The following is a 24,021-nucleotide window of genomic DNA, read 5'->3' as shown; positions in this document are numbered from 1 at the left end:
ACTTTAAATTAAGTTAGAATTAACTTTATCCGAAAGCTAAAAGTTCTAGATTACATCCTCTTAAGGCTGAAGATAAGAACTTAACAGCTTCTGGATTAGCTTAACTAAAAATTCAGTTGCAGTAAAAACTCCATCTGAATTAAGTTTCGCTTTATAAAATTTAGTAGGATAAAAATAGAATAGTATCACTCATATAATTAGGGAAATATGGTCTCTAAGTCTCTACCGAATAACCGTAAATTATTCAACTATGGGTGTTTAGGCATGTGTTAATAGCATACGATTAAAGTATAATTATATGTGTTTTTGTAATACAAATAATATATTTTTGATTTTATGCTAACCATAGACATGAAGTAATATACTAAACCCCCATTTTTTAAAATGGGGGTTTTTATCATTTAAAGGAGGATAAGGATGAAATTATTAAAAGAAGTTATATTAGAAAAAGGTAAAGTTAGAGGGGACGATGTTTTAAAAGTTGACAGTTTTTTAAATCATCAATTAGACATAAATTTATTAAATGAAATAGGAAAAGAATTTAAAAATCGTTTTAAAGATGATAATATAACGAAGATTTTAACTATAGAAGCTTCTGGGATTGCCATAGCCGTAATAGCAGCTCAATATTTTAATGTTCCAGTAGTATTTGCTAAAAAAGTAGAAAGTAAAAATGTAGATAATGATAATGCATATGAGAGTAAAATTTATTCATTTACTAAAGGTAAAACTTATTCAACCAAAGTTTGCAAAGACTATCTAAATGATACAGATAATATATTAGTAGTTGATGATTTTTTAGCTAATGCACAGGCAGCACTAGGGTTAAAAGACTTAGTTAATCAATCAGGAGCTAATTTAGCTGGTATTGGAATTGTTATTGAAAAAGGATTTCAAGGTGGAGGAAAGCTACTAAGAGATAATGGTATAAGGGTAGAATCTTTAGCAATTATTAATTCTATGAGTAAGGATGGGATTGATTTTGCTTAATGGGAGTTAATATATAAGTAAAATGAACGAACTTAAAATACTAAACTCTACAATTAAAGTTCGCTAAATAAGAAACAAAAAATAAAAAAAACAAAAAAAGGTTCGTAAAAATTGATTTTTATGTTATAATGATTTCAGAAAAAGGATATTCAAATGGGAGGACTCATTGGCGATATGGGCTATGCGTGAGCATAAAGCGAATTTCTTATAATAAAGCATTAGGAGGAAAAAATATGAAAAATGATAAGGAAATATATGATTTAGATGGGGTTCCCCCACTACATAGAGCAATTCCGTTAGGATTACAACACATACTTTCAATGTTTGCAGGAAATGTAGCTCCTTTAATTATCATTGCAAATGCTATGAATTTACCTGTTGATGAAAAAACATTCTTAATCCAATGTGCTATGTTTATAGCTGGGGTAACTACTTTAATTCAACTTTATCCTATTGGACCAATAGGAGCAAAACTTCCTATTGTTATGGGTACAAGTTTTGGATTCTTGCCTGTAGGTATAAGTATATCTGCAAAATATGGACTTGCTGGTGTGCTGGGTGCATCTTTAATTGGTGGATTTTTTGAAATGATATTGGGTGCTTTTTTGAAACCACTTAGAAAATATTTTCCACCTGTAGTAACAGGAACAGTAGTATTATCTATAGGATTATCTCTTTTACCGGTAGGAATAAAATACTTCGCAGGGGGAGTTGGTTCAAAGGATTTTGGGTCACCATCAAATCTTATTTTAGGAACAATTGTTTTATTAACGGTATTATTCTTTAATCAATATACAAAAGGAATTACTAGTATGGCGTCGATATTAATCGGTATTATAGTTGGATATATTGTAGCTATTCCAATGGGAAAAATTGATTTTTCTGTTTTATCACAAGCTAAATGGGTATCTTTTCCTGTACCTTTTAAATATGGAATGACATTCCATATAGACGCAATTGTTGGGATGCTTTTAATGTATATTTTAACAACAGTAGAAACTGTTGGAGATATTTCAGGAATTACAATGGGTGGGGCTAATCGTGAGGCTACGGATAAAGAACTTTCAGGAGGAATTATGGCAGATGGATTAGGAAGCTGTTTAGCTGCTATTTTTAATGTTTTACCAAATACATCTTTTAGCCAAAATGTTGGATTAGTTGCATTGACTGGTATTATGAGTAGATTTGTAGTTGCTGTAGGGGCAGTGTTCTTAATTTTAACTGGATTATTTCCTAAAGTTGGAACTATCGTTGCTTTGATGCCACAAAGTGTATTAGGTGGAGCTACTATTGTTATGTTCTCTATGATAGCTATTAGTGGAATTAATCTTATAACAAAAGAGCCTCTTACTGGTAAAAATAGCATGATTGTTGCAGTTGCAATGGGCTTAGGCTTTGGTCTTGGTTCTGTACCGGAAGCTATTGCATGTTTTCCAGAATCAGTGAAAATGATCTTTGGAGGATCAGGAATGGTTGTTACAGGAACTATTGCAATTATATTAAATATTGTTTTACCAGAAAATCAGGAGAAAAAAGTAGAACACAATACTAATAAATCTCTTTCTGGAGCATAGAAAAAATTAGTTTAAATAAAAGGCATATATTGAAACCCAATATCATGCCTTTATTTAATTATAAGTAAATTATAGAACTTTGAATTTATGAACAGCATAAAGTGAATTTTATTTAATAAATATTAATTTGAGGGAGGAATGCAATTGATTTCTATACAAAATTATGTATTTCCTGAAACATTGGAAGAAGCGTATGATATTTTAAAATCTAAAAGAAATAATACGGTATTAGGAGGCTGTGCTTTTTTAAGAATGGGATCAAAAAACATTGGAACAGCGATTGATTTATCTAAAATCAACTTAAACTATATAAAAGAATGTGATGAAACAATTGATATTGGAGCCATGGCTACTTTTCGTGAAATAGAAACAAGCCCTATTTTAACAAAATATTTTAATGGGGTTTTATCTGAATCTGTAAAAAACATAGTAGGCGTTCAGCTTAGAAATAGTGTAACAATAGGAGGAACTGTTTATTCAAAATATGGATTCTCTGATTTAATTACAGCTCTACTTTCGTTAGATGCAGATGTAGTACTTTATAAACAAGGAAGAATATCTTTAGAGGAATTTTTACAAAAAGACTTTGAAAAAGATATTTTAACGAAAATTATTATTCCAAAAACAAATAAAAAAGCAGTATTTAAATCAATTAGAAACTCAAATAGTGATTATGCGATACTAAACGTAGCTATTTCAAAAGAAAATACAGACTTTAAGATAGTAGTTGGAGCAAGACCTCAAAGGGCAAAGATTGCAAAAGAAGCTTCTATATACTTAGGAAAAAGTAAATTAACTAGTGAAGACATTGAACAAACTTCAAGTATAGCTGCAAAAGAATTAAATTTTGGGAGTAATATGCGAGGTAGTAAAGAATATAGAGAGGTAATTTGTAAAGTCCTTGTAAAAAGAGCTTTAATGGAGGTTTTATAAATGAAGATAGAATTTATAATTAATAATAAAAAAATGACAGTAGAAATAGAATGTGATGAATTTTTAGCAGATACACTCAGAAAATATGGGTTTTTAAGTGTAAAAAAAGGTTGTGACACAGGATCTTGTGGATTATGTACAGTATGGTTAGGTGATAAGCCTGTTCTTTCATGCTCCATTCTTTCAGCAAGTATTAATAAAAAACGAATTACAACTATTGAAGGTGTTCAAGAAGAGGCAAGAGAGTTCGCTGAGTTCTTAGTAAATGAAGGAGCGGAACAATGTGGATTTTGTAGTCCTGGATTTATCATGACTGTACTTGCAATGAAAAGAGAACTTAAAAATCCTACAGAAGAAGATATTGTTCACTATTTAACAGGAAATCTTTGTAGATGTACAGGCTATGTTGGACAGTTAAGAGCAATAAAAAAATATATGGGGGTAGTATAAGTATGAATGTTGTAAATAGTGCAATTTCAAAAATTGATGGAATGGATATTGCAACGGGGAAACCTGTTTACACAGATGACTTAGATAATAATTCATTGGTTGTAAAAATTCTTAGAAGCCCTTATGCTTTTGCAAAGATTAAAAATATTGATACACAAAAATCAGAAAAATTAAACGGAGTTGAATGTATACTCACACATAAAGATGTTCCAAATGTAAGGTTTACAATGGCTGGTCAATCTTATCCTGAGCCATCTCCTTATGATAGATTGATTTTAGATGAATATGTTCGTTATATAGGAGATGAAGTTGCAATTATAGCTGCAGTAGACGAAAAAACTGCACTAAAAGCTATGAAATTAATTAAGGTTGATTATGAAGTATATAAACCTGTTTTGGACTTTGAAAAAGCACAAGAACATACATCTACTGTTCACCCAGAAGATGATTTACATGTTAATTTTGATATTGGTATGAATAAAGAAAAAAATATAGCCGCTTCTTATAAAACAGAAGTTGGAGATGTAGAAGCTGAACTTGAAAATAGTGAGGTTGTGGTAGAAGAAACCTATTATACTCAAGCTCAAGCTCACGGAATGATGGAAACATATCGTGCATTTAGTTATATAGATCATAATGGAAGACTTACGATTGTGAGTGCTACACAGATTCCTTTCCATGTTAGAAGAATTGTTGCAAGAGCTTTACAAATTCCAAAGAGCAAAATTCGTGTAATAAAGCCCAGAATTGGTGGTGGATTTGGAGGAAAGCAAACAGCATCTGTAGAAGTCTTTCCAGCAATTGTTACACTTAAAACAGGAAAGCCAGCAAAAATTGTTTATGATAGAAAAGAAACATTTAGCTGTACAACTAGTCGCCATGCCATGAAAATTAAAGTAAAGATAGGATCAGATAAAGAGGGAAATATTAAGGCTATAGATATGCAGGCTTTATCTGACACAGGAGCATATGGGGAACATGCATGGACTGTATTTAGTGTTGCAGGACATAAAACACTTCCACTATATAACCAAGCAAAAGCAGTAAGATATATGGGTAATGTAGTGTACACAAATAAAATGACAGCAGGAGCATTAAGAGGATATGGTGTTACTCAAGGAATATTTGCATTAGAATCAGCAATTAATGAATTAGCAGCTAAGTTAAATATAGATCCTGCCAAACTTCGAGAAAAGAATATTATAAAAGAAGGGGATAATAATCCTATTTTAGGAGGTTCTAAAGACGGACATCCTGTTGTTTTAGCAAGTTGTACTCTTGATAGATGTATTGAAAAAGGAAAGAAATTTGTTGGATGGGATGAAAAGTACCGTGGAAAAGATATGGGTAATGGAAAGGTTAGGGCTGTTGGTATGGCAATAACAATGCAAGGGTCTGGTATACCTGGGATAGATACAGCTTCAGCAGTAATTAAATTGAATGATGATGGATTCTATACTCTTTTATTAGGTGCTACAGATATGGGACAAGGATCAGATACTATTCTTGCACAAATGGCAGCAGATATTCTAGAAACTACAATGGATAAGATAATTGTACACACTGCTGATACGGATATTTCTCCATATGATACAGGTTCATATGCTTCTAGTACAACGTATGTCACTGGTAATGCTGTTATAAAAGCTAGTGAAGATATGAAAAATAAAATATTAGAAAATGCAGCAAATCTTCTAGATATATCAAAAGAAGATTTAATGTTTGATGGATTATCTGTAAGAACAATAAATGGAGATAATGTATTATCTATTGATGAAATAGCACAACGTCTATCAATTGGAGAAGGAAAAAATCAACTGATAGGAGTAGGTTCTTTTGGTGGAGAAACAAGCCCTCCTCCGTTTATTGCAGGATTTGCTGAGGTAGAAGTTGATAAAGAAAGTGGTAAAATTGATTTAATTGATTATGTTGCAGTTGTTGACTGTGGAACGGTTATAAATCCAAAACTTGCACGAATTCAAGTAGAAGGAGGGCTTGTTCAGGGAATAGGAATGGCAATGTATGAGGATGTCAAACATAGTGATGCAGGGAAAATGCAGACAAATACATTTATGCAGTATAAAATTCCATGTAGAAAAGATATAGGAAAGTTAACTGTAGATTTTGAATCAAGTTATGAACCAACAGGTCCATTTGGAGCAAAATCTATTGGTGAAGTTGTAATAAATACTCCATCACCAGCAATTGCACATGCTGTTTATAATGCAGTTGGTGTTAATATTAGAAGCCTACCTATTACACCTGAAAAGGTTCTAATGGGGATATTAGAAAATAAAATATAGGAATTTAATGTGAATCACCTTCTAAAATTTTTTACGTATTATATAAGAGATAAATTTTTGGAGGTGGTTTTATGTTTTTTAATCCATTTATGATATTGAGAAATTATGAGAATTCATATAGACAAGATCAGAAAAATGTAGGTTATATAATTAAAGAAATAGAAAGTGGCTTTCCTAACATCTATAATCAGGGCATAAATAAAAATATTGTTATATCATTACTTAGATTTATGGTTAATTATGTGCAAGATAATTATTATAAATATAAAGGTACAAACGAAGAAATAGCAGATTATTTATTAAAGGACTTGAATAAACAACATTCATGGTTCTTTTTAATATTGAGTATGTATGGAATAGAATACAAAAGAATATATAGACTTTTAAAAAAAATAATAATATTTATTTTATTATATATTGAAAAGCCAACTCCTGTATATGATATTCAAAAGGAAGTTAGAAGAATAACCAATATAATTAGAGATACAACAAATATATTTAATAGATTACAAAAACTTGGTATACCACAAAATGAAGTTAGAAGTATAGTAAGAAGAGTAGTTGCATTTACTTTAAGAAGTATTGATATATATAATCCACCTTTAGATATACAACAAGCTTCTTTAGAGATTCTAAGAAATCTAATTAGATCTAATACAGGTGTTATTAGAGATATAAGATATTATGGAATTACAATTCCTGAAGTTAGACCGGTTTTAAGAAGAATAATAAGAATAACATTAAGAAATATTAGTTTTAAAGAGATGTCTTAAAATAATTTTAAGGCATCTTTTTTTTGCAAATTATACGATCTTGAATCTTGTGATGATATTGATTAAGAAGCTACATTTTAAGTAAGTTTACATTTAAAATTCTTAAGAGAAGAATATTTAATTCTATTTAAATGTATACAAATAAATAATATAATTAACATAGTAATAAAATTAAGGTAGAATCAAAAAAATATATAAAAATAAATAATATAACATAAAGTAATATTGTATACATCATACGGTATGATTTTTTCAAATAGTATATAATAAATGGGACATATGTCCTTCAAAAACGAAAAACGACAAATTATAATTAAGTTAGGAGGAATTTAGTTGAAAGAGATATTGAATAAGGATTATCCAATATTTAAACTTATATTAAATTCACATAAATCTACTTTAGAAAAATGGGAAGTTTTGAAATATGAGCAGGGAAGTATAATATGCAAATTCAATGATGTATATGAATATTTCTATGTAATAGTTAGTGGGAGCGTTAATGTATATCATACTTCGGAAAAAGGGAAAACGTATTCTCAATCTATATATAAAGAAGGTAGTTATTTTGGTGAATTAGAAATATTTGAAAGCTTACCGTATATATGTGAAATAAAAAGTATAACAGATGTAACACTGATTAGAATGAAAAAATATCACTTTATTGAATGGATTGAAAATGACAATGATATAACTTTATATCTTTTAAAAAGTTTATGCAAAATAAGCTATGACTTATCTAAAAAAGCGATAGAAGATACTTTGTATTCATTAAAATTTAGAATTTGCGATTATCTTATAACTGCTTATGAGAAAAGAGAAAAGAAAAATTTAAACAATTTTTATATAAGTAAGAATCAGTTAAGCGAGCAGTTTGTGGTTACAACGAGGAGTATAAATAGAATACTCAAAGAATTAAGTGACAAGGGTTATATAAATGTAGATAGATACAAGATACAGATAATAAATATAGACTCGCTTATAGATGAAAGAGAAGAAGAAAGATTTTAAGCCTAAGGGCTAAGATAAAAGGAGGAGAATAAATTGAAAAAGAAATTATTAGGAATTTTAAGTATGACTTTAGTATTAGTAATGTTCTTAGTTGGTTGTGGATCAACAACGCCTCAAGAGAGTAGTAATGAAGGTGGATTAAAGGTTGGGTTAGTAGTTGCAGGTGGACTTGGAGATAGATCATTCTATGATTCAAGTAATGAAGGTTTAAACATGGCAATAGAAAAATTAGGAGCAACAGGTAAGGTGCTAGAGTGTAAAAATGATGCAACATTATATACTGATCAATTAATTCAAGCTTCAAATATAAGTGATGTAGTAGTTGTTGTTGGATTTGAATTTTATGATGTAATACAAGAAGTTGCAAAAGAATTCCCAGATAAGAAATACATATATATAGACAATGTAATAGAAGGTGTAGATAATATAACTTGTATTGACTATAAAGAAAATGAAGGTTCTTTCTTAGCTGGAGCATTAGCTGCTATGAAGAGTGAGACTGGAAAGATTGGAATGGTAGGAGGTATGGATATACCTGTTGTAAGAAACTTCCAAGTAGGATATGAAGCTGGAGCTAAATATGTAAATAAGGATATTCAAGTTGAAACTATATTTGCTGGAGATTTCGAAGATCCTGCAAAAGGTAAAGAAAGTGCACTTGCTCTTTATTCTAAAGGTGTTGACATAATATTCCAAGTTGCTGGTAAGACAGGAGAAGGAGTATTTGAAGCTGCTAAGGATACTAATAAGTTTGCAATAGGTGTGGATTCAGATCAAAGATATATAAATCCAGATAACATAATAGCTAGTATGATTAAGGCTGTGGATTTATCTATATTCGAATCTTTAGAAAAAGTTCAAAACAATGAGTTTGAAGCTGGAAAGGTATACGAATATGGAGCTAAAGAAAATGGAGTATCTATGTCTTATGGATCAGATGATATGGTTAAATTAGTAGACGATGAGACTAAGGCTAAGATAGATGAGTTAAGCAAGAAGATTATATCTGGAGAAATAGAAGTACCAGAAGCTAAATAATTCAAAATCTTTAAAAATAAAAAGAAGAAGATAATCTTCTTCTTTTTTTAATAATGGGTATAAAATTATATTAATTTCAAGTTGTGAATAATATTGCTGAAAGTGCTACAACGCCGACTATTTTGAGCAACGGAGCCCGTAGGATCGTTGGCGACATGAGTCAGTGCGTAGCGACTAGACGAATTTTAGCTAATAAATAGAAAAGAGAGGCCAACGTATGAGTAATGAAATTATAAAACTTGTAGGAGTTACAAAAAGATTTCCTGGAGTTCTTGCAAATGATAATATATCTCTTGATGTTAAAAAGGGAGAGATATACGCACTTGTAGGTGAAAATGGAGCTGGTAAATCTACTCTTATGAAAACTATGTATGGTCTTCACAGACCAACTGAAGGACAGGTTTTTATAAAAGGAGAGCAGATAAAGGAATTTAGTCCATCAACAGCTATACAAAAAGGTATAGGTATGGTTCATCAGCACTTTATGTTAATTCCATCATTCACTATAGCGGAAAATATTGTTTTAGGTAATGAGATGAAGAAGAATAGTGTTTTTTTAGATAAAGAAAAGGCTAATCAAGCTATAAGAGATTTATCAAAGGAATACGGTCTTGAGGTAGACCCTAATATAAAAGTTGAAGATGCATCGGTTGGAGTTCAGCAAAGAGTAGAGATATTAAAAACCTTATATAAGGGAGCGGATATTTTAATATTAGATGAACCGACTGCTGTACTTACGCCTCAAGAGACTAAAGAATTGTTTGTCGTGATAAAAAAGCTAGTTAAAGAAAAGGATATGACAGTTATAATAATAACTCATAAATTAAATGAGGTTATAGAAATATCCGATAGAGTAGGAGTTATGAGAGCAGGAAAGTTAATAGGAGTAGAAGCGACTAAGAATATAACTGAGAAAAAGCTTGCCGAGATGATGGTTGGAAGGGAAGTATTATTTGAAAATATAGAGAAAAAACAATACGTTGGAGATACATTAATAAATGTAGAAAATTTATGGGTTAAGGATAATAGAGGATTCGATGCCTTAAAAGGAGTTAACCTTTCTATAAAAGCTGGAGAAATACTAGGAGTTGCTGGTATTGAAGGAAACGGACAAAGTGAACTTATAGAAGCTCTAGCTGGTATGAGAAAAGTAGAAAAAGGGTGTATAACTATAAATAGTGTTGATGCTTCTAATTTATCTCCTAGAAAAATAAGAGATTTAGGGGTTGCGCATATTCCAGAGGATAGACTTACTACTGGGATGAGCAAAGAGTCTTCTATAGAGGATAATATTCTAATGGGAAAGCAACACGATGAAGAGTTTGCAGCTAAAGGTATACACTTAAAAAGAGACAGCATAAAAAAATATGCCAAAAAACTAATAGAAAAATTTGATGTAAGAACTGCTTCTGAAGAAGTAAAGATAGGATCTTTATCTGGTGGTAATATGCAAAAGGTTATAATTGCAAGAGAGTTTTCATTTGATACTCCTATACTTTTAATATCTCAGCCTACTAGAGGTGTAGATATAGGAGCTATAGAGTTTATACATGAACAAATTATAAAAAAGAGAAATGAAGGGTGTGCAATTATATTAGTATCTGCTGAATTAGATGAGATATTTAGATTATCAGATAGAATAATAAGTATTTACGATGGAGAAATAACTGGAGAATTTAAGAGCACAGAAATAACTAAGCAGGATATAGGATACTATATGACAGGAAATAGAAATTAGGAAGGTGTTAACTATGAAAGGGAGAAAGAAGTTTGATTTTGAATATATAGGTTCTCTTTTACTTGCAATAACTTTGGCTTTATTGCTTGGGGCATTCATAATGCTTTTAAATGGGAAAAATCCAGCGATGGGATATTTTGCTTTACTACAAGGGGCTTTAGGATCAAAGTATGCCATGGCCAGCACAATTGCAAAGACTGTTCCATTAATACTTACAGGACTAGCTACTGCAATATCGTTTAGAAGTGGAATATTCAATATAGGTGGAGAAGGACAGCTATACCTGGGGGCATTTGCAGCAGCTTATGTAGGTTTTACATTTACTAATCTACCAGTTATCGTTGCTGTAATTGCAGCTATTATAGCGTCGGCACTAGCTGGAGGATTTTATGCTTATGTACCTGCACTTCTTAAGGTTAAATATAAGATAGACGAAGTTATAACTACGATAATGTTTAACAGTATAGCTATGCTTTTTACTAATTATTTAGTTAACTATCCATTCCAAGCTCAACAAGGAAAAATGGGTGGAACAGATATGATAGCCCAGTCTTATAAATTTCCAAAGCTTGTAGCTATGAGTAAGCTTAACACAAGTATATTTTATACTATGATAATAGCAATTTTGGTTTACTACATGGTAAAAAAGACTTCATACGGATATAACTTTAAAATAGTTGGAGAAAACAGTGTGTTCTCTAAATATTCTGGGCTTAACAATAAAAAATACATGATTTTGGCTATGGTTTTATCAGGAGCTTTATGCGGTATTGCAGGAGCTTTTGAGGTATATGGAACTCATTATAGATTCTTACAGAATATATCAAAGGGATTAGCATTTGATGGGATGCTTGTATCTTTAATAGTTAAGAACAATCCAGTGGGTATAGTTATAATGTCAATATTCTTTGCTGTATTAAAGACAGGATCTAATGCTATGGAGCTTACAACAGGAGTACCATCGGAGCTTATACTGGTTATTCAGTCTGTTATCATACTGTTTATAGCAGGAGAAAATGGATTTAAACAAATTATAAAAAGAAGAAGTATGAATAATGGAAAGTTGGTGAAATAATGAAGGACATATTTGACTTAGCACTTTTTCAAAATACTATAAGAACAGCCACACCTCTTATATTAGCAGCACTTGGAGGTCTTCTTACAATGCATGCTGGAATACTGAATATAGGAATGGAAGGTATGATTTTATTAGGTGCTTTCTTTGGAGTTCTAGGAAGTTACTTCTTTTCATCATCGTTAATGGGAGTAGTACTTGCTGTAATATCTGGAATATTAATCGGTGCTTTATTCGGATTTTTCGTAATAGAGTTAAAGTCTGATGAGTTTATAATAGGTATTGCTATAAATATATTTGCTGGTGGTCTTACCGTATTCTTATTAAGAAGTATATTTGGAGTTAAAGGAGCCTTTTCATCACCAGATATAGTACCTCTTCCAGATGTATACATTCCTTTTTTAGATAAAATAAATTTCTTAGATAAGATATTTAATAATCACTCTATATTAGTTTACGTTAGTTGGATATTGGTTGCACTTGTATATATACTTCTTTATAAAACTCCTTATGGTTATTGGATAAGAGGGGTTGGAGAACATGAGGAAGCGTTAGAAACAGCTGGTATAAATCCTAAAAAAGTAAAGTATGTATCTTCTATACTTTGTGGAATGTTCTGTGGATTAGCAGGAGCTCATTTATCACTTGGATACTTAACTTTATTTACTGAGAATATGAGTGCGGGTAAAGGTTTTATAGCCCTTGCCGCTATAATATTTGGAAATTCAAATCCTATAAATGTATATGGAGCATCTTTATTATTCGGATTCTTTGATGCTTTAGGTATAAGAGTTCAATCTCTTGGAATACCATCTCAATTTACACAGATGATACCGTATTTAGCTACTGTAATAGTATTATTTGGAGTTGCACAAAAGAAATTAGTTAAGGGAAAGGCTGATTAAATATGAGATATGATGCAGTTGTTATAGGTTCGGGAGCTGCTGGAATATACTTTTCATTAAGTTGTGCAAGTAAAGGAAAGAGAGTAGCTATAATAGAAAAGGATGAATTAGGAGGAACTGCTTTTGCAACAGGATGCCTTCCTGTTAAAAGATTCATGGATAAGATAAAGGATATGAAAAAGGTTGAAATATTACAAAAGCAGGGACTTATAAATATTAATAGTGATAAAGAGTTATTATATAAGGCTTGTAAAAGCTCTATGGATAATATAGAAGGTTTTATACTTGATAAATTGGATAGTGAATATATAGATATTTATAGAGGATATGCAATTGTAGAAAGTAAGAATACAGTTAAGGTAAATGAATATATACTAAATACTGATAATATAATAATAGCTTCTGGAACTAGCGCTTGCAGTCTTAAAGGATCATGTGAAATAGATGAAGATATAATCATGAGTCACAAAGGAATACTTAATATGAAAGACCTTTGTGATGAGGTCGCTATAATAGGTGGAAATGTAGAAGGTATAGAATTTGCATCTTTATTTAGCGAACTTGGTATTAAGGTAACTGTTATAGAAAGAGAATCTGAAATATTGAGTGGAAATGATTTTGATTTAATAAATAATATAAAAGAAAGACTTGTATCTAATAATGTAAACTTCATGTTAGATGAAGAAGTAGTAAGTATAGAAAAAGACGAAAAAATGGCATATATAAATCTTAAAAGTGGAAAAAAACTAGAAACTTCTAAAGTACTTGTAACAGGATTAAGAAAACCTAATACACCAGATGGAACTTGTGAAGTAGGAGTTATTACTGAAGGTGGATACATTAAAGTAGATAACAATCTAAGAACTAGTGTAGATAATATATATGCAATAGGAGATATAAATGGACTTCATGGAATGGCTCATATAGCTATACAACAAGGAATATTATTAGCTGACTATATATACGATGGTAAGAATATAAGTTTTGATTATGAATCATTACCTAGATGTATATTTACCATAAATGAACTAGCTGGAGCTGGAGTCCAAGAAAATCAATTAAGTGATTGTAATGTAGATAAGGTATATTTTAATGAAACTTTTAGAGGATTTGATAGTAATAATGATGGATTTATAAAAATCATAACAAAGGATAATAAAATCAAAGGTGTTTGGATAAACAGTATTGATGCAAGTTCTTTGATTGGAAATGTAGGAATTTGGATTGATAAAAATATAAGTATAGACGATATAAAAAGAAGTTTATTCATAAATCCTACACTTTCAGAAAGTTTTATAGAGTTAGCAGTAAGAGGGGTGAAAAAATGATTCAACCGCATATACAGTGTGAAAAGGTAAGTAAAATGGTACTATTACCTGGAGATCCAAAAAGAGTGGATAAGGTTATGACTTTTTTAGATGATGCAAAGGTTATAGCGAATAATAGAGAATTTAAAAGTGCAATTGGTAAATATAAAGGAATGGATATAACTGTAACTTCAACTGGTATAGGTGGAGCATCAGCGTGTATTGCTATGGAAGAACTTATAAGCTGTGGAGCTGAGTACTTTGTTAGAATAGGAAGTGCAGGGGCTACTCAAGAAAATATAAAAATAGGTGATCTTATAATATCAATGGCATCTGTTAGAGAAGATGGAGCATCTAGTATGTATATAGATAAAAGCTATCCCGCGGTAGCAAACTATGAAATATTAGAGGCTTTAAAGAAAAAAGCAGAAGAGCTTAAATACAATCATCATGTAGGAATAACTAGAAGTCACGATTCTTTTTATATAGACAATGAAATGAAACTTATGCAGTATTGGAATAAGAAGAATGTATTAGGATCTGATATGGAAACAGCAACACTTTATGCAATAGGATCTTTAAGAGGTGTTAAAGTTGGTTCTATACTTAATAATGTTGTTCTTTACAATAATGATGTTAAGGATGGAGTTAATGAATATGTAAACGAACAGGATTTGGCTCAAAGAGGCGAGGAGAGAGAGATTATATTGGCTCTTGAGGCTTTATATGAAATACATAAAAAAGATTTAGCTTAATCAAGCTAAATCTTTTTTTGATTAAATATTGACAAAATATATATAATTGCATAGTATATAAGTATATTAGAAAATGCTTATATACTTAATTTGGATAAGAGGTGATTTTATGGATTTAGAGAGTATGCAAGTTAGGATATTAAAAGCCATGGCTCATCCTATAAGACTTAAGATAATAAAGAAATTAGGGAATCAAAAACTTTGCGTATGCGAACTTAATAAAGATGTAGAATTTACTCAATCTAACTTATCTCAGCATCTTAAAATATTAAAGGATGCAGGAATTTTAGAGAGTGAAAAGAAAGGGCTTTGGATGCATTATAGGGTTAGAAATAAAGAAATACTTGATGTAATAGGCATTGTAGAAAAGATTATAAGTAATAATGTAAAAGATCTAAATCAAGAGTTAGGGGGAAAATAATATGAATTTCATCAATAACATGCTTCAATTTACTTGGCTTAATAACTTAGTAAGACTTCTAGTTGAGAATGTATTTGGTATTTCTATGGAAACTAGGTTAGGAGGCAGTGTTCATTTCTTTATATATGATACTATAAAGATAGTAATACTTCTTGGAATTATGATATTTATAATATCTTATATAAGAAGTTATTTTTCGCCTGAAAAGACAAAGAAGATATTAGAGAGGTTCGGAGGTATATCGGGTAATATAATGGCTTCACTTTTAGGTATTGTAACTCCATTTTGTTCTTGTTCATCAGTTCCTTTATTTATAGGATTTGTTGAAGCTGGAATACCTATAGGTGTTACATTTTCATTTTTAATAACATCTCCAATAGTTAATGAGGCAGCTTTTGCGATACTTTTAGCTTCATTTGGATGGAAAATAGCGGTTGTATACGTTATAACGGGAGTTGTAGTTGGAGTAGTTGGAGGTATATTAATAGGAAGCCTTCATTTAGAAGATCAAGTAGAAGAATACGTGTATCAAATAAAAATGGGAGACTCTGAGATAGAAGAATTAGATAAAAAGCAAAGAATAGATTTTGCTATTCAAAATGTTAAAGATATAATAAAAAGAGTATGGATATACTTAATCATAGGAATAGGTATAGGAGCTTTAATACATGGATGGGCACCTGAAACTATACTTAGTAAGTATGCAGGACCGAACAATCCGTTAGCTGTAATTGTAGCAGTTATTGTTGCAATCCCTCTTTATTCTAACGCACTAGGCACTATACCTATAGCTGAGGCATTAATAATGAAAGGTGTAGGCATTGGTACTGCACTAGCGTTTATGATGGCTACAACTGCTTTATCACTTCCTGAGATGATACTTCTTAGAAAGGTTATAAAGCCTAAGCTTATAGCGGTATTTGTAGTTATAACAGGGGTTAGTATAATATTGGTAGGATATATGTTTAATGCTATAGCGCATTTACTTATATAATTAATTGAAACAATTATAAAGGAGGAGTTAATATGCATATTAAGATATTAGGTGGAGGATGTAAAAACTGTGATGTATTATATGAAAATACTAAGCAGGCTCTTGAAGAGTTAGGAATTGAGGCAAGCATTGAGAAGGTAACAGACTTTGTTGAAATAGCTAAGTATGGAGTTATGAAGACACCAGCTCTTGTTGTAGATGAGAAAGTTAAGATATCAGGAAGAGTTGTTAAGGCTGATGAAATAAAGAAAGTGCTTGTATAGATTTTATTAAATAACCTAGATTTCGTACAAATGAAATTTAGGTTATTTTTCTGCATAGAAATAATCTATAATAGGTACTTGAAATATAAAATTTATCAATTAGACAAAAATGGACATATAATGATATATTTTTAATATAAAATTATTTTATAGGAGGATCAAGTGTGATAGAATTTATAAAAAATAATAAAATTAAAATATCAGTTGTATTGGCCATTATATGCATTTATTTGTTCATACCTTCAGTTAAAATAAATATAAATCAGGCGGTATTTATTTTAAGTAATGTAAATGTCGATATGGCTAGAGAATATATCTTGTCATTTGGAATATGGGCACCTATTGTATCTTTTTTACTTATGATTTTGCAATCGATTGCAGCTCCGCTTCCTGCATTTATTATTACATTTGCTAATGCTGGTTTGTTTGGATGGGTTAAAGGTGCTATTCTTTCTTGGTCTAGTGCCATGGCAGGAGCAGCACTATGCTTTTATATAGCTAGATTTTTAGGAAGAAACGTAGTAGAAAAACTTACATCTAAAACTGCATTAAAAAGTGTGGATGAATTTTTTGAAAAGTATGGTAAATATGCGATTCTGATTGCAAGATTACTTCCTTTTATATCATTTGATATTGTAAGTTATGCAGCAGGGCTTACATCTATGAGTTTCTGGTCTTTCTTTATAGCTACAGGGCTTGGACAACTTCCTGCTACAATTATTTACTCATATATTGGTGGTATGCTTACGGGGACTGCAAAGACTTTTGTATTTGGATTATTATGCTTATTTTCACTAAGTATATTAGTTGCACTTATTAAGAAAGTTTGGGATGACAAAAAAAGACAAGGAGGGAAATTATAATTGAAATCGAAAAGAATAACTCTTTTATTAATGAGCATTCTACTAATAGTTATTTTAGCTGGATGTTCTAAAGGTAATTCAACAGTAAAAAAAGAAGAATTTGATTCTTCAGTTTATGAAAATAATGATTACTTAATTACAGCAAATGAATTAAAAAATTTATTAGGCAGTGAAGAATTAGTACTTCTTGATTGTAATAAGCCTGATATTTATCAAAAACAGCATATTCCTGGAGCTATAAGCATAGGACTTCATGCATTTTCAGATAAAACAGGAAAACCAGGTGATGAAGGTTGGGGAACTCTTATAAAAAAAGAAGATCTAAAATCAAGACTTGAATCATTAGGAATAGATAATAATAAAACAGTAGTATTTTACTCTGATGTATTTAAAGGACCGGGAGCTGATGGAAGAGCTGTTTGGCAATTGAAACAAGCTGGTCTTGATAATGTAAAACTGCTAGTTGGAGGACTTTCTTATTGGAAGGAAGTAGGTTATGATACAACTAATGAAGTGTCAAATCCAATTCCAAACTCAGATGTAGTACTTAAAGATTACGATGAAAGTTACGGCGCAACAAAGGAATATATATATGAAAATTTAGGAAAACAAGTAGTAATAGATGTTAGAACAGAAGCAGAATATAAAGGATCTCAAAAAGTAGGAGAACCAAGAGGAGGCCATATAAAAGGAGCCAAGCATATGCTATGGACAGATATCTTAAATGAAGATGGAACGCCTAAATCTCCAGATGAAATTAAGACTATCATGGCAGATATGGGAGTAACTCCTGAAGATGACTTCTCAGTATACTGAACTATGGGTATAAGATCTGGATATACATCTATGATCCTCAGAGCCGTTGGCTTTGATAAAGTTAGAAATTACGAAGCTTCAATATATGAGTGGGGCGGAGATTTAGATATGCCTATGGAAAAATAGTATAATTTATTTACAGATAAAAAGGGTTGTTCTGATTATAGAGCAATCCTTTAATGTTGTTATAGGGGGATGATTTGATTTGAATAAAGTGAGCATAGGTTCAAAAAAAAGAATAATAATAGGAATTGTAATACTGACTATAATTATTAGTATGAAAATTTTAGGTGTATTTGAATATGTAAGCATAGAAAACGCACATAAAATAAAAAATTACATACATAAATTAGGGGTGTTAGGACCAATAATATATATTATATTCTTTGTTATAGGATGTGTGGCTTTCATACCAGCACCACCAATGGCTATAATTGCTGGTATGGCATTTGGACCTATTAATGGGTCTGTATATACCTGTATAGCTGCTCTTATAAGTGATGCATCTGCTTTTTTAATAGCTAGATACATTGCCAAGGATATCGTTCAAAATAAAGTTAAAACTAACAAATCACTTAGTAAAATAGATAATCTAGTAAAAAATCATGGATGGAGAATATTGATTATAACGAGATTAGTTCCTGGATTTCCATATATGCTACAAAGCTATGCTTACGGAATAACAAATATTAAATTTAAATCATACATTTTAGCTTCTTGGATATTAACTATACCTGGAATAATAGCATTTACATTAGTAGGAGGATCTATCAATTCTTATAAAAATATGGATAAAATTTTTGTTTGCCTTGGAATATGTGCTATACTAATTACTATTTTATCTTTGATTCCTAAATTATTAAAGAAAAAATATGATTTGATATAATGTGAAATATATTTACAATTTTAATTCTTAAAGATATAATCAAAATATTGATATATGAGAGGAGATTATAAAATGTCAAAAGAAATAGTAGCATTTTCAGATGAAGATGGAAATAAGGTAGAGTTTGAAATCGTTGAGAAGATAAATATAGAAGAAGAAAAATATGTGCTTCTTGCTAGAGAAGAAGAAGATGGAGACGCGTATGTCTACAAAATAGTTGAAGAAGATGGAGTAGAACAATACGTTGCAGTAAATGATGATGATGAGTTTGAAAGAGTTTTAGAAGAATACAATTCTTACTTTGATGAAGAATAATAAAGAGGTGAGAAAATGGAATCTTTTGCTTTAATACTTATGCAAAAAAATAAAGAAACACTAGAAATAGAAAAAGAAATAGGAAGCTATACTATAAGTGATAATTTAGATTTAATAGATGGCATTTATATGACATCTGAAGATGAAAAAAATATAGTTCATCTTAAATTAACTACTGAAAAAGACGTTGAAAATTGGGAATTTTCTGCAATACTAGATTACTACGATGATGAAGTTTTAAATCAGCTAGTGTTATCTGTAAAAGAAATAGAAGATGCATATAATCCAACTTGGGAAGTAACTTTTGAATTTGTAGATTCTCAAGATGGAATGCAATCTAAAATAGAAGCGATACTTGATAAGCATAAAAAAGAATTAGATGATGTGTATGCTGAAATAAAAGATAAAGAAGAAGAGTATAAATAAAAACTGTCCACTTGGACAGTTTTTTTTGTCTGTATATTAAATAAACACAGAACTAATTATATATGCATATTATATAAATTAAAGGAAAGGAGGTCTTAAAAATGTTAACAGGTGTTCATTATATTTATATGCTGTTTATATTAATTGTATTACTCACAATGTCATTAAAAAGAGATACACTTATACCATGTATATTAGGGGTATTTTGTATAGCTGTATACTCTAGTAATGATATTGTATTTTCTGTAGGAACTATATTTAAATCATTCGTAGTAGCTACAAAAGAGCTGTTAGGGATAATACTTATAATATCCATAATAGTATCGCTTTCTAAGGTGTTAGAAGAAATAAAGGCAACCCATCTTATGATAAATCCATTTATTAAAGTAATAAAAAATAGAACTAGTGCGTTTTTTTCAACGGGAATTGTTATGTTGATTTTATCATGGTTCTTTTGGCCTTCTCCAGCTACGGCTTTAGTTGGAGCAATATTTTTACCGATTGCATTAGAAGCTGGTCTTCCTGCAATAGGTGTTGCCATGGCGATAAATTTATTTGGTCATGGATTTGCGCTATCAACCGATTTTGTAATACAGGGTGCTCCTACTATAACAGCATCAGCAGCAGGGGTCGGAGTTTCTGACATTATAAAAGATGGGATGATCTTGTATTGGACTATGGCTATAGTTTCAATTTCAATAGCATATTTTATGCTAAATAGAGATATTAAGAAAGGAAAAATAGAGATTCAAAAAAATATACAGATATACGAAGGAGAAGTTTATAAAAAAGAAACTAAAATATCCGCAGTTGTAGTTGCTATAGGATTTATATTAGATGTTATATGTATGTTTTTATTTGATTTAAAGGGAGGAGAGGCTACTGCATTAGTTGGAGGAACGGCTGTATTATTACTTATAATTGTTACAGTTATAAATTACAAAGACAAAGCATTAGAAAAAATAACAGAATATATTCAAGGTGGATTTGGGTTTGGAATAGATATATTTGCACCAATTATCCCAATAGCAGCTTTTTTTTATTTGGGTCAAATGGATGCATTTACAGATGCAATAGGTTCAAACTTTTTACCCGTTTCATCTCAAGGAATATTATCTGATATAGGTATTGCTTTATCTAATTCTGTACCTATGAATAAGGTTATTGTATGTTCTATAGAAAGTAGTGTTGGAGCTATAACGGGACTTGATGGATCGGGATTTTCCGGAATATCTTTAGCGGGCTCTTTAGCCAAGGTATTTTCACAGGCTGCAGGTGTTAAAGCATCTTCTTTAGCAGCACTAGGACAAATTACTGCTATTTGGGTAGGCGGAGGAACTGTGGTTCCGTGGGGATTAATACCAGCTGCCGCTATATGTGGAGTTTCACCTGTTGAACTTGCCAGAAGAAATTTTATGCCTGTAATTATCGGTATACTTGTAACTACAATTGTAGCTATAGTTATAGTTTGAAATAATTTAATATAACTTTAAGGTTATTTTAAGAATTTTAAGGTATTATATAATTAAACAATAACGTAAAAAATATAATAGTATAGAAGTTTAAATATAATATCGAGGAGAGGATTTTATGATAATAGTAAGTACAACTAATACAGTAGAGGGAAAAAAAATCAAAGAATATAAAGGAATTGTATTTGGAGAGGTAATAACAGGCGTTAATATAGTCAAAGATTTTATGGCTGGAGTTAGAGATATATTTGGAGGAAGATCTCAATCTTATGAAAATGAGCTTGTGAAGGCTAGAGAAGGTGCATTGGCTGAAATGAAAAATAGAGCAAGCCAAATGGGAGCAGATGCTATAGTTGGGGTAGATGTAGACTATGAAGTATTAGGTCAAGCAGGAAGCATGATGATGGTTACTGTATCTGGAACAGCAGTTACATTTGAGTAAAAATTAAATTTTAATCCCCTTACATAGAGTTGGCATTAAGTGGTACAATAACTATGTAAGGGGGTTTTTTTATGGGAAAATTAAATTTAGAAGAAAATTATTTAAACAAAGATTTAAAGTATGTATACAATGATTTATACTCTCAGTTTGAAAAAAGTGAACTAAAGGATAAAGAACAGTTTGATATCTTGTTTAAAAATGAAAATTACAAGCTGTTACTATGTTATGATGAGAATAATTTAATCGGTTATATTATAGTTTATATAGATATTGAAACTAATTTAATGTGGCTTGATTACTTGGCTGTATTAGAGGAATATCATTCAAAGGGATATGGCACGAAGATGATTGAGATATTAAAAGAAAAGTACAAAAATTTAGATGGTTGTATGATAGAAGTTGAAAAGGAAAATGATAAAGATATAAATACCTATAGAAGAATAAAATTTTATGAAAATTTAGGGTGTACAAAGCTCAATATTAACTATATACTTCCTACAAAAGAGTCAGGCCTTAATATGCATTTATACTATCTGCCTTTTGGAAAACAGATAATACAAATAACTAAGGCCTTAAGTGTTATTAAATCAGCACATAATACTATCCATTCAGATATAACTCATGTAGCTGAAATATTTACTAAGATTGAGGAGTCACTATTATAGTTTTACTAGATTCGTGCCAAGTAATTTTATAATTAAAACTTTCAAATACATATCTTAAAGGTATATAAGTTCTACCGTCCTTTATTGTAGCTTTTGTATCCATTTGAACTTTTTGTCCATTTAAGTAGATGTAGTCTTTATCTATTGGAATTTTCAAATCGTGATTACCTTTAGTTGCATGTACTATGCGATCTGAACTGTTGTAGGATACATCGACATTTATTGTTTCTAGTGCTTTTCTTACAGGGACTAGAGTTCTATTATTTTCATCTATAAATGGAATACCTAGATTGTCAGATTCATCAAATATCAATTCGTGATTATCAATTACAAAGTATATTTTGCTGTTTCTTTCATCAGTATTAAGATTTGATGTTTCATTTATAACATTATCAATATTTTTTACGAGACTTAGTTCATCTAAGGTATCTTCGTTTACATCAAACAACATAACCCCAGATGCTTTATTAAGGGCTAGTCTTGTTTTCTCTTTAACTGTGTTTATTCCATTATAATAATAATTTATACCATCTATTACAGCTGTATCTCTATATGCATTTTCTTGATCTTCCTTTACTAAATCTCTATAGACTTTCCATGTGGAATCAGTAGGATGTGCATAAAAAGGAATACCTATTACTATTTTTCTTTGAGGAACACCTCTGTTTAACCAGTATTCTATCGATGTGTCTGCAAACCAAAATGGACTATGCTGTTCGTTATTCATATCATAAGCCATTATACTTATCCAATCAAAGCTTTCTAAACATTTTGAAGTTACTGCTTTAGATACTTCAGGTCCTTCTTCTTTAGACCATGCTCCATTAAGCGCTGCTGTTAGGTATTTGTTTTTTCCTTTTAATTTAGAACTAAGTTCTAAAACTAATTTTTCATAGTTTAAAGAAGATTGCCCAAGATCAGGGTATTCCCAATCTATTTCAACACCATCTAAGTTATATTCTTCTACAAACTTATCTAGATTATCTATGAAATTTGATCTTAATTCATCTGATGAAGCTATTTTTTCAAATCTATTATCTAATGGACCGTAAGCTTCATCAAACCATCCACCAACAGCTATCAATACTTTCACATTGTTCTCGTGACCTTTTTTTACTAGTTTTTTAAGTTCATCAGGTTTTTTTACTGGAACAAAAGAACCATCTTCTTTTGGAATTAAAAAAGCGTATATTATGTGAGTTACTTTATCGTATTGTATATTTGTTTCAACTGGATCTTTGAATAAATCTGAACAGTATGCAACTACCTTAAAATCATCTTTTTCTTGAGCAAATATGTAATTTGGGTGAAGAGATAAGTTTAATATACAGATTAAAGATATTATTGTGCAAGAAAATTTTTTGAAAATATTCATATTATGTTCACCTCCGAATTTAGTTTAAATACAATAAAAATTATATCATATACAGTAAAAGTAAATATTACAATAAAATTACAAAATATTATATTGAAAGCTAAGTACTATAATAGTGCAAAAATACTTCAATAAATTTCCATTTGAATAAAATAAAAAAACATTTATACAAAACCTTGTTATAATTAAGTTCCTACACAAAAAAATACAAGGAGGTATGTATAAATGTTTCAG

At 30.4% G+C, this 24,021-nt stretch carries 26 protein-coding genes and 1 riboswitch; of the genes, 25 read left to right on the top strand and 1 reads right to left on the bottom strand.

All coding sequences use genetic code 11. From position 1 onward, the window contains the following. Positions 1-169: 169 nt before the first annotated feature. A riboswitch (purine riboswitch) is annotated at positions 170-271 on the top strand. Between the two features lie 146 nt (positions 272-417). The 25 genes from Tmeso_RS11320 to Tmeso_RS11205 all read left to right on the top strand — a co-directional run bounded on the left by Tmeso_RS11320 (position 418) and on the right by Tmeso_RS11205 (position 22,412). Next, on the top strand, positions 418-990 hold the full coding sequence (locus Tmeso_RS11320; protein ID WP_099191252.1) for a xanthine phosphoribosyltransferase: 573 nt from the start codon (positions 418-420) through the stop codon (positions 988-990). Positions 991-1,223: 233 nt separating this feature from the next. Further along, positions 1,224-2,564 (top strand): uracil-xanthine permease family protein, encoded by a 1,341-nt coding sequence (locus Tmeso_RS11315; protein ID WP_099191250.1) that lies wholly within the window; start codon positions 1,224-1,226, stop codon positions 2,562-2,564. A 144-nt stretch (positions 2,565-2,708) separates the two neighbouring features. Continuing rightward, positions 2,709-3,497, top strand: coding sequence for an FAD binding domain-containing protein (locus tag Tmeso_RS11310; RefSeq protein WP_099191248.1), 789 nt, complete (start codon positions 2,709-2,711; stop codon positions 3,495-3,497). Next, entirely contained in the window at positions 3,498-3,947 is a 450-nt protein-coding gene (locus Tmeso_RS11305; RefSeq protein WP_099191246.1) for a (2Fe-2S)-binding protein, read from the top strand. 2 nt (positions 3,948-3,949) lie between these two features. Beyond that, on the top strand, positions 3,950-6,250 hold the full coding sequence (locus Tmeso_RS11300) for a xanthine dehydrogenase family protein molybdopterin-binding subunit (RefSeq protein WP_099191244.1): 2,301 nt from the start codon (positions 3,950-3,952) through the stop codon (positions 6,248-6,250). A gap of 71 nt (positions 6,251-6,321) precedes the next feature. Continuing rightward, a complete protein-coding gene (locus Tmeso_RS11295; protein WP_099191242.1) occupies positions 6,322-7,023 on the top strand; it encodes a hypothetical protein in 702 nt (233 codons plus the stop codon). 333 nt (positions 7,024-7,356) lie between these two features. After that, positions 7,357-8,031: a Crp/Fnr family transcriptional regulator gene (locus Tmeso_RS11290; protein ID WP_099191240.1), complete on the top strand. Its 675-nt coding sequence runs from the start codon at positions 7,357-7,359 to the stop codon at positions 8,029-8,031. 33 nt (positions 8,032-8,064) lie between these two features. Continuing rightward, the gene (locus tag Tmeso_RS11285) at positions 8,065-9,069 is read left to right on the top strand and encodes a BMP family lipoprotein (protein WP_099191238.1); all 1,005 of its coding nucleotides are present in this window, start codon (positions 8,065-8,067) and stop codon (positions 9,067-9,069) included. A gap of 217 nt (positions 9,070-9,286) precedes the next feature. Then, complete coding sequence (locus Tmeso_RS11280; protein ID WP_099191236.1) at positions 9,287-10,807, top strand: ABC transporter ATP-binding protein; 1,521 nt, start codon at positions 9,287-9,289, stop codon at positions 10,805-10,807. Positions 10,808-10,820: 13 nt separating this feature from the next. Further along, a complete protein-coding gene (locus tag Tmeso_RS11275; RefSeq protein WP_099191234.1) occupies positions 10,821-11,882 on the top strand; it encodes an ABC transporter permease in 1,062 nt (353 codons plus the stop codon). Beyond that, a complete protein-coding gene (locus tag Tmeso_RS11270) occupies positions 11,882-12,787 on the top strand; it encodes an ABC transporter permease (RefSeq protein ID WP_099191232.1) in 906 nt (301 codons plus the stop codon). Before Tmeso_RS11275 ends, Tmeso_RS11270 begins: the two co-directional genes overlap by 1 nt. Positions 12,788-12,789: 2 nt before the next feature. After that, entirely contained in the window at positions 12,790-14,115 is a 1,326-nt protein-coding gene (locus Tmeso_RS11265) for a dihydrolipoyl dehydrogenase family protein (RefSeq protein WP_099191230.1), read from the top strand. Further along, on the top strand, positions 14,112-14,849 hold the full coding sequence (locus Tmeso_RS11260) for a nucleoside phosphorylase (RefSeq protein ID WP_099191228.1): 738 nt from the start codon (positions 14,112-14,114) through the stop codon (positions 14,847-14,849). The genes Tmeso_RS11265 and Tmeso_RS11260 overlap by 4 nt, the downstream gene beginning before the upstream one ends. 109 nt (positions 14,850-14,958) lie before the next feature. Beyond that, positions 14,959-15,270 carry an ArsR/SmtB family transcription factor gene (locus Tmeso_RS11255; RefSeq protein ID WP_099191226.1) on the top strand — a complete coding sequence of 104 codons (312 nt, stop codon included), beginning with the start codon at positions 14,959-14,961 and terminating at the stop codon, positions 15,268-15,270. 1 nt (position 15,271) lies between these two features. Next, positions 15,272-16,264 carry a permease gene (locus tag Tmeso_RS11250; RefSeq protein WP_207653853.1) on the top strand — a complete coding sequence of 331 codons (993 nt, stop codon included), beginning with the start codon at positions 15,272-15,274 and terminating at the stop codon, positions 16,262-16,264. Positions 16,265-16,296: 32 nt separating this feature from the next. Next, on the top strand, positions 16,297-16,527 hold the full coding sequence (locus Tmeso_RS11245; protein ID WP_099191224.1) for a thioredoxin family protein: 231 nt from the start codon (positions 16,297-16,299) through the stop codon (positions 16,525-16,527). Positions 16,528-16,691: 164 nt separating this feature from the next. Continuing rightward, on the top strand, positions 16,692-17,390 hold the full coding sequence (locus Tmeso_RS11240; protein ID WP_330400347.1) for a TVP38/TMEM64 family protein: 699 nt from the start codon (positions 16,692-16,694) through the stop codon (positions 17,388-17,390). After that, entirely contained in the window at positions 17,391-18,206 is an 816-nt protein-coding gene (locus Tmeso_RS11235; RefSeq protein ID WP_099191222.1) for a sulfurtransferase, read from the top strand. It abuts the gene before it with no gap. A 3-nt stretch (positions 18,207-18,209) separates the two neighbouring features. Continuing rightward, complete coding sequence (locus Tmeso_RS16970; RefSeq protein WP_278281454.1) at positions 18,210-18,332, top strand: hypothetical protein; 123 nt, start codon at positions 18,210-18,212, stop codon at positions 18,330-18,332. An 88-nt stretch (positions 18,333-18,420) separates the two neighbouring features. Further along, positions 18,421-19,092, top strand: coding sequence for a TVP38/TMEM64 family protein (locus tag Tmeso_RS11230; RefSeq protein WP_242967916.1), 672 nt, complete (start codon positions 18,421-18,423; stop codon positions 19,090-19,092). A 72-nt stretch (positions 19,093-19,164) separates the two neighbouring features. Then, positions 19,165-19,407 carry a DUF1292 domain-containing protein gene (locus Tmeso_RS11225; RefSeq protein WP_187296329.1) on the top strand — a complete coding sequence of 81 codons (243 nt, stop codon included), beginning with the start codon at positions 19,165-19,167 and terminating at the stop codon, positions 19,405-19,407. A gap of 15 nt (positions 19,408-19,422) precedes the next feature. Next, complete coding sequence (locus Tmeso_RS11220) at positions 19,423-19,833, top strand: DUF6762 family protein (RefSeq protein WP_099191216.1); 411 nt, start codon at positions 19,423-19,425, stop codon at positions 19,831-19,833. Positions 19,834-19,934: 101 nt separating this feature from the next. Continuing rightward, on the top strand, positions 19,935-21,305 hold the full coding sequence (locus Tmeso_RS11215) for a hypothetical protein (RefSeq protein ID WP_099191214.1): 1,371 nt from the start codon (positions 19,935-19,937) through the stop codon (positions 21,303-21,305). Between the two features lie 118 nt (positions 21,306-21,423). Beyond that, positions 21,424-21,747 carry a YbjQ family protein gene (locus Tmeso_RS11210; RefSeq protein ID WP_456300381.1) on the top strand — a complete coding sequence of 108 codons (324 nt, stop codon included), beginning with the start codon at positions 21,424-21,426 and terminating at the stop codon, positions 21,745-21,747. Between the two features lie 71 nt (positions 21,748-21,818). Next, positions 21,819-22,412, top strand: a complete 594-nt coding sequence (locus tag Tmeso_RS11205) for a GNAT family N-acetyltransferase (protein ID WP_099191212.1) — start codon at positions 21,819-21,821, stop codon at positions 22,410-22,412. Here Tmeso_RS11205 and Tmeso_RS11200 read toward each other — a convergent pair. Continuing rightward, entirely contained in the window at positions 22,387-23,787 is a 1,401-nt protein-coding gene (locus Tmeso_RS11200; protein ID WP_099191210.1) for a glycosyl hydrolase family 18 protein, read from the bottom strand. The genes Tmeso_RS11205 and Tmeso_RS11200 overlap by 26 nt on opposite strands. Positions 23,788-24,021 lie beyond the last annotated feature (234 nt).

Source organism: Tepidibacter mesophilus, assembly GCF_002724055.1.
GTDB lineage: Bacteria > Bacillota > Clostridia > Peptostreptococcales > Peptostreptococcaceae > Tepidibacter_A > Tepidibacter_A mesophilus.
Note: the sequence above shows the minus strand (reverse complement) of the source record. Positions and strands in the feature narration are given on the sequence as shown.